The sequence below is a fragment of the Pseudomonas sp. Root329 genome, from assembly GCF_001424925.1.
GTDB lineage: Bacteria > Pseudomonadota > Gammaproteobacteria > Pseudomonadales > Pseudomonadaceae > Aquipseudomonas > Aquipseudomonas arabinosi.
Window position 1 is genome coordinate 95,092 of the sequence record NZ_LMCV01000011.1, and the last position, 7,251, is coordinate 102,342.

The window sequence follows — 7,251 nt, forward strand, 5'->3', positions numbered from 1 at the left end:
ACTCTTGGAAAGGCGATTTAACGATAGTCGGGATCGGTTCAGTCACTTGATAAACAAATTATTAGCTAGCTAACTAACATCCGTCCAGTGCTAATTCCCGGACACAAAAAAACGCCAGACTGGCTGGCGTTTTTGACAGACAACGAACGCTTACGAGCGTGCGCGAGCCTGGTTACGCAGGGCTTTTACCTGATCGTGATTGCGTTGCACGCCGTGGTACTGACGTTCAACCAGGTCACGAATGCCCACCAGGTTGTGTTTGCTGATTTTTTCGATGGCTTCTTTGTAAGCCTTGAGAGCATGGTCTTCACCCCGCTCGGCTTCGTTCAGCACGGCTTCTTCATCCTTGCCGGTGAACATCGATTTCACGTCGACCCAGCGACGGTGCAGGTCACCGCTGACACTGGTGGACGTTTCCGGATCGCCGCCTAGCGAACGCACCTGCGCTTGCAGTTCGGAAGCCGCAGTGGCGCAGTCGACGGAGCGTTGCATGAACAGCGATTTCAGTTCAGGGTGTTTGATGTCTTCAGCGCAAGTCTTGAACCCTTCCTGACCGTCTTTACTGGTTTCAATCAGGTCATTGAGCACAGAGATGGCTTCTTTATTCATGTCAGTCATTTTCAATTCCTCGCGGGTTGATGAAAGATGCAATAGGTGTTGCACCCTGCATGCCAGCTTTTAACTGACTACTTACTACTTATATTTCAATAACTTATCGTTTAACGCGAAATCTGTATCCGCTTTTTTTGCATGATCTGTCATTTGGCCTGCATGCAGAATGCCTGTATTTTCCAGACTGTTTGAATCAAGACGACTGATTGATGAACCCTGAAAAGCTCGAACTGTTGATTACCCGTGAAATGCCCTTTGGCAAGTACAAGGGCCGAATCATTGCCGACCTCCCCGGCCAATACCTGAACTGGTTCGCTCGGGAAGGCTTCCCCCATGGCGAACTCGGCGGCTTGCTGGCCTTGATGCAGGAAATCGATCACAACGGCCTGTCGGAGCTGCTCGAGCCGCTACGCGCCAAACATGGCAAACCCGCCCCTCGCCACTGACCCGACACCCAGACCTGGCCCCTGATTGAGTAGCCCATGCCCGATAACACCCGCCGCGCCCGTGATGAAGCTTTCTGGCGAACCTTTGCCGACCGATACGCGGTTGAACCCGGCCCGGTCAACCTCGAAAACGGGTACTTCGGGCGCATGTCGCGCACGGTGGTCGAGGAGTATCAGCGCAACATCGAACTGATCAATCGCAGCAACTCGGTGCACGTGCGACAACGCTTCGAACAGGGCGAAAGCCTGGAGATTCGCAAACAGCTCGCCGAGCTGCTGGGCGTACCCGCCGACACCGTTGCCCTCACCCGCAACGCTTCGGACGGTCTGCAATCGCTGATCCGCAACTACAACCGTCTGACGCCGGGCGATCAGGTGCTGATCTGTGATCTGGAATACGACACTGTCAAAGGCGCCATGCGCTGGCTGGCGCGTCACCGCGGTGTCGAAGTGATCGAAATCGAACACCCGCACCCCGCCAGTTTCGACAGCTTGCTGGCTACTTATCACGAAGCTTTCGAGCGTTATCCGCGACTCAAACTGATGGCCCTGACCCACGTCACTCATCGCTCCGGGCTGGTGATGCCGGTGCAGGCCATTGCCGCAGCCGCAAGGGAACATGGCATCGACGTGATCCTCGACGGCGCCCATGCGCTCGGCCAGCTCGAGTTCGATCTCGATAAACTGGGCATCGCCTTTGCTGGCTACAACCTGCACAAATGGATCGGTGCACCGCTGACTCTAGGCTTCATGTACATCGCCCCCGAGCGCCTGGCCGACATCGACCCGGACATGGGCGAGATGCACTTCCCGGTCACCGACATTCGCGCGCGCACGCCGTACAGCACGCCCAATATCCCGGCGCTGCTGACCCTGCCGCTGGTGTTCGAGGAACATCGGGCCATGGGTGGTTCCGCCGCCAAGGGCGCTCGGCTCAATTACCTGCGCAACCGCTGGGTGAGCGCGGTACGCGAGTTGCCGGGGATCGACGTCATGACCCCGGACGACCCGCGACTGTATTGCGGCATCACTTCGATGCGCTTTACCCGGCATGCCGATCAACAGGCGATGGTCGAGCGGCTGCTCAAGGATTACAACCTGTTTACGGTGGCGCGCAGTGGTGCCGCGAGTGGTCCGTGCATTCGCATAACGCCTGGGCTCACCACCACGGCTGCAGACATGGATTTGCTGGCCCGGGCGCTGACCGAGCTGCGCTGACGTCACACCGTGTATTTGTCGAAGTCCTCGGGCTTGATCTGCGTCGATACCGCGAATGTGTCGATAGCGATGGTCATGTGCCCGAAAAAGCCGTCTTCTTTCGAATCTCGACCCAGGGTGTGAACGTTCAGGGTCGAGGCTTCGCCGCCCATGCTTTCATAGAAAAAGTCTTGATCGTTGGTCAGCGGCGAAACGGCTCGACCGCGGTACTCCCTGGCGTTGAGTACCGAGCGTGAAGCCACCTCGGGAAAGTAGAGCTGACCGACCCAGGCGACATGCCGTTCTTCCAGATAGTTATTGCCTTCCGTAATGCGTACGGCAACGTGTAGGTGCAGTGCGCGGCCGGCATAGAACCCTGGATAGATCGTGGTAAATCGCACGCTGCCGTGCTTGTCCGTAAATTGCCCGCCACGCAGGTAAGTGTCGTCGTCAGTGCGCGGGATCGAACCGATTTCATCGACGTCGATTTCCTTGTCCGGATTGAGCTTGCTCCAGCCCGAATACGCACCGCGTGCATTGCAATGCCAGATATCCACTAACGCGTCAGTCACCGGTTGACCGGTCATGGCATCGACGATCGTCAGCCTCAGCACCAAGGGGATGCCATCCATGCCTTCGCTGATGTTTCGTCTGATCAATTTCGGATTTCGGAAATAAGGACCGGCGATCTGTTCGGGTGTAAGCAGGTAAACCGCTGGTGCGGGTGAAACCGGAGTGTTGTCTTCCATGACGTTCTCTCTTCCATAAGATGAACGCAAGCTAGCATTGGCCGAAAGTCGGTATGCGGTAACTATGTATCGCACCGCACGGTTTTCACCGGGCAAAAAAAAACGGTGCACCGACCAAGCGCACCGTAAAGCCGTAGAACACACAACGAAGTGTTTGGTAAAGCCGATCAGTCCAGCAGCGCCAATGCCTCGGCAGTGCATTCCTGAATGCGGGCCCAGTCGCCGTTCTTGATCCACTCGGGATCAAGCATCCAGCTACCGCCCACGCACATCACGTTTTTCAACGCCATGTAGCTTTTGATGTTGGCCGGGCTGACGCCGCCAGTCGGGCAGAATTTCACTTCGCCGAACGGGCCGCCGAGGGCCTTGATGGCCGCAACGCCGCCGCTGACTTCCGCCGGGAACAGCTTGAAGCGGCGATAACCCAGGCCATAGCCTTCCATGATGCCGGAGGCGTTGCTGATGCCTGGCAACAGCGGAATCGGGCTGTTGACGCTGGCTTCGAGCAGGTCACGGGTGATGCCCGGCGTGACGATGAACTGCGAACCGGCTGCTTCGGCAGCCGCCAGCATGTTGCGATCCAGCACAGTGCCGGCACCGGTCACCAGTTCCGGGCGTTGCTCACGCAGAATCTGGATAGCCTTGAGGCCGAACTGTGAACGCAAGGTCACTTCCAGGGCGGTCAGGCCACCGGCCGCGAGGGCGTCGGCCAGCGGCAGGATGTCCTGTTCGCGAGCGATGGTAATCACCGGCAGGATCCGCGCCTTGGCGCAGAGGCTGTCGATCAGGGCAACTTTGTCCGCCATGGAAACGGTCGGGGATGGGGTTGTCATAGCGGCTGATCCTTGGTTCATGGGCACCAGTAAATCTCTAACGTAGGTTGCAGAAACGCGCGAATCGGCATGGCGGCGACATCGTCACCGGCCAATGCGGCACTCAAGGTGGTCAGCTTGGACTGACCGGAAATCGATAGAACGGTGGTCTTGGCCGAGGCCAGCAGCGCGCGGCTCATGGTCAGGCGCTGATGCGGCACGGTCGGCGCCAGCATCGGGTAGCAACGACGTGTGCCGTCGGCTTTCAAGGCATCGCTCAGGTTCGGGCTGTTGGGGAACAGCGAGGCGGTGTGACCGTCGTCGCCCATGCCCAGTATCAGCACGTCGATCGGCGGCAATTCTGCGAGCAGGCGATCGGCCTGTTCGGCCGCCAGTTCAAGGTTGGCCGTGGCGCTGTACAGACTCAGGAACTGAGCCTTGGTCGCCGGACCTTGCAACAGGTAACGCTTGAGCAGACCGGCATTGCTGTCGGCGTGTTCAACCGGCACCCAGCGCTCGTCGGCCAGGGTGACGACAACCTTGGACCAGTCCAGCGTCTGCTTGGCCAGGTGCTGGAAAAACGCCACCGGGCTGCGTCCACCGGAAACCACCAAGGTCGCGGTGCCGCGCGCGTCGATCGCGTCACTCAGTTGCTTGGCCACATTCAGCGCCAGGCCTTCGGCCAGCAGCACCGGGCTTTTGAACGCATGGGCGCTGACGCCCTGAGGCAGTTTCAATTCAGATATCGCCATACCACGACCTCCCATCCCGCGTGATCAATGCAATGGAGCTCATCGGCCCCCAGGACCCAGCCGCGTACGGCTTGGGCGCATCACCGGATTTTTTCCACCCGGCGATCAACTGGTCACACCACTTCCACGCGGCTTCGATTTCATCTTTACGGACAAACAGGTTCTGATTGCCGCGCATCACTTCCAGCAACAACCGCTCGTAAGCATCGGGAATCCGTGCGCTGCGATAAGTGTCGGAAAAGTTCAGCTGCAACGGACCGCTGCGCAGCTGCATGCCCTTGTCCAGGCCTTGTTCTTTGGTCATCACGCGCAAGGAAATGCCTTCGTCCGGTTGCAGGCGGATAATCAGCTTGTTGCTGATTTGCAGGCGCTGCTCGGGGGCGAAGATGTAGTGAGACGGTTCCTTGAAGTGGATGACGATCTGCGACAGCTTCTGCGGCATGCGCTTGCCGGTACGCAGGTAAAACGGCACGCCGGCCCAACGCCAGTTGCGGATATCGGCACGCAGCGCAACGAAGGTTTCGGTGTCGCTCTGGGTGTTGGAATTCGGCTCTTCCAGGTAACCGGGAACCGATTTGCCTTCGCTGTAACCGGCGATGTACTGACCGCGCACGACCTGAGTGGTCAGGCCTTCCGGGCTGATCGGCGCCAGCGCCTTGAGCACTTTGACTTTCTCGTCACGGATGCTGTCGGCGGACAGGTCGGCCGGCGGGTCCATGGCGATCAGGCAGAGCAGTTGCAGGAGGTGATTCTGAATCATGTCCCGCAGCTGGCCGGCCTTGTCGAAGTAACCCCAGCGACCTTCGATCCCGACCTTCTCGGCCACGGTGATTTCCACGTGGGAGATATAATTCTGGTTCCACTGGGTTTCGAACAGGCTGTTGGCGAAACGCAGGGCGATCAGGTTCTGGACGGTTTCTTTGCCCAGGTAGTGGTCGATGCGGTAGGTGCGGTTCTCCGGGAAGAACTGCGCCACGGCGTCGTTAACCTTGCGCGAGGATTCCAGGTCCGAACCAATGGGTTTTTCCAGCACCACGCGGGTGTTTTCGGTCAGACCGACCTTCGACAGGTTCTCGCAGATCGCGCCGTAAACGGCGGCCGGTGTCGCGAAGTAGGCAATCACCCGCTGGGCGCCGCCGGCCATTTCGGCCAGGGCGACGTAATCGTCAGCCTTGAGGAAATCGACGTGTAGGTAACTCAGGCGGGCCAGGAAGCGTTCGACCACGGCTTCGTCCAGTTCTTTGGCGACGACGTAGCGGCGCAGCTCGGAGGCGATGAACGCCAAATGCTGCTGCTCGCTGCCAGGCTCACGGGCCAGCGCGATAATTCGCGTGTCCTCGTGCAAGAGGCCTGCGCCATCGAGCTGATAAAGGGCAGGAAACAGCTTGCGCAGGGCCAGATCGCCGAGGGCGCCGAACAAGGCAAAGGTGCACGGTTCAACCGTAATCGAAGGCATGATGTTTGTTCTTTTATCAAGTTAAGCTACAAATACCTTTTTTCAAGGCATCACTCAAGGGAAAATGTAGTAATAACCACAACATTTTCGCAAAATACAGATTCCGAGTGGTGGACGGTCGGAGCCATCAGTAGGATAGGCCACCGTTACGGGCCCGATCAAAGTCCCAATTTGCATAGCCGGGGCCCTTATTTGCATTGCTCTCATGTTTGCAGAGCTAAGGAACATATATGGACCGCGTGCGAAATTTACTGGAACAGATCCAGAATCGCCTTGAAGACCTGAACAAGGCAGAACGCAAAGTCGCCGAGGTGATCCTGCTCAACCCACAGCAGGCCACCCGGTTCAGCATCGCCGCCCTCGCCCAGGCCTCAAAGGTCAGCGAGCCGACGGTCAACCGTTTCTGCCGTTCGTTCGGCGTCAGCGGCTACCCGGAACTCAAGCTTCAATTGGCCCAGAGCCTGGCCAGCGGCGCGGCGTATGTCAGCCGTGCGGTCGAGGCCGACGACAATCCGGAAGCCTATACCAAAAAGATTTTCGGCAGCGCCATCGCCTCTTTGGACAGTGCTTTACAGGCGCTTGACCCGAACCTGATCAGCCGCGCCGTCGACCTGTTGATCCAGGCCCGGCAGATCCACTTCTTCGGCCTCGGCGCCTCGGCCCCGGTGGCGCTGGATGCGCAGCACAAGTTCTTCCGCTTCAACCTGGCGGTCACTGCCCATGCGGACGTGCTGATGCAGCGCATGATTGCGTCGGTGGCGCACACCGGCGAGTTGTTTGTGATCATTTCCTACACCGGCCGTACCCGCGAACTGGTGGAAGTGGCGCGTATTGCCCGGGAAAACGGCGCTTCGGTACTGGGCCTGACGGCCGAGGGTTCGCCACTGGCCAAGGCCAGCACGTTGAGCCTGAACATTCCGCTGCCGGAAGACACCGACATCTATATGCCGATGACGTCGCGGATCATTCAACTGACCGTGCTGGACGTGCTCGCCACCGGCATGACCTTGCGCCGTGGCGTGGATTTCCAGCCGCATTTGCGCAAGATCAAGGAAAGTCTGAATGCCAGTCGGTATCCGATTGGGGATGAGTTTAACTAGGCCGACATCTCCATCGTCTGAACTGACCTCTTCGCGAGCAAGCCCGCTCCCACATCTATGGTTACCCCCTTTTCTGCAATACTGTTTTTGATGCGTGTTTGGCTTGCTTTCATCTATCCGGCGTCTG

The 7,251-nt window shown here is 58.5% G+C and carries 8 protein-coding genes; 3 read left to right on the forward strand and 5 right to left on the reverse strand.

Annotated features, from left to right (window positions below; all coding sequences use genetic code 11):
- Positions 1–150: 150 nt before the first annotated feature.
- The gene (locus ASC74_RS11565) at positions 151–618 is read right to left on the reverse strand and encodes a ferritin-like domain-containing protein (protein ID WP_056741487.1); all 468 of its coding nucleotides are present in this window, start codon (positions 616–618) and stop codon (positions 151–153) included.
- A gap of 203 nt (positions 619–821) precedes the next feature.
- Between ASC74_RS11565 and ASC74_RS11570 the strand changes: the two genes are divergently transcribed.
- Positions 822–1,058, forward strand: a complete 237-nt coding sequence (locus ASC74_RS11570) for a DUF3820 family protein (RefSeq protein WP_007949456.1) — start codon at positions 822–824, stop codon at positions 1,056–1,058.
- A 36-nt stretch (positions 1,059–1,094) separates the two neighbouring features.
- Entirely contained in the window at positions 1,095–2,276 is a 1,182-nt protein-coding gene (locus tag ASC74_RS11575) for an aminotransferase class V-fold PLP-dependent enzyme (RefSeq protein ID WP_056741488.1), read from the forward strand.
- A gap of 2 nt (positions 2,277–2,278) precedes the next feature.
- On the opposite strand, the gene ASC74_RS11580 is transcribed toward ASC74_RS11575, so the two are convergent.
- The 4 genes from ASC74_RS11580 to zwf form a co-directional block, all read right to left on the reverse strand.
- Positions 2,279–3,004 (reverse strand): intradiol ring-cleavage dioxygenase, encoded by a 726-nt coding sequence (locus ASC74_RS11580; protein ID WP_056741489.1) that lies wholly within the window; start codon positions 3,002–3,004, stop codon positions 2,279–2,281.
- Positions 3,005–3,171: 167 nt separating this feature from the next.
- Positions 3,172–3,837, reverse strand: coding sequence for a bifunctional 4-hydroxy-2-oxoglutarate aldolase/2-dehydro-3-deoxy-phosphogluconate aldolase (locus tag ASC74_RS11585; protein WP_008151112.1), 666 nt, complete (start codon positions 3,835–3,837; stop codon positions 3,172–3,174).
- Between the two features lie 17 nt (positions 3,838–3,854).
- Positions 3,855–4,568 carry a 6-phosphogluconolactonase gene (gene pgl / locus ASC74_RS11590; RefSeq protein ID WP_056741490.1) on the reverse strand — a complete coding sequence of 238 codons (714 nt, stop codon included), beginning with the start codon at positions 4,566–4,568 and terminating at the stop codon, positions 3,855–3,857.
- Positions 4,555–6,024 carry a glucose-6-phosphate dehydrogenase gene (gene zwf / locus ASC74_RS11595; protein ID WP_056741491.1) on the reverse strand — a complete coding sequence of 490 codons (1,470 nt, stop codon included), beginning with the start codon at positions 6,022–6,024 and terminating at the stop codon, positions 4,555–4,557. Before zwf ends, pgl begins: the two co-directional genes overlap by 14 nt.
- Positions 6,025–6,263: 239 nt before the next feature.
- Here zwf and ASC74_RS11600 point away from each other — a divergent pair, with 239 nt between their 5' ends.
- Positions 6,264–7,124, forward strand: a complete 861-nt coding sequence (locus ASC74_RS11600; RefSeq protein ID WP_177318169.1) for a MurR/RpiR family transcriptional regulator — start codon at positions 6,264–6,266, stop codon at positions 7,122–7,124.
- The last annotated feature ends 127 nt before the right edge of the window (positions 7,125–7,251 follow it).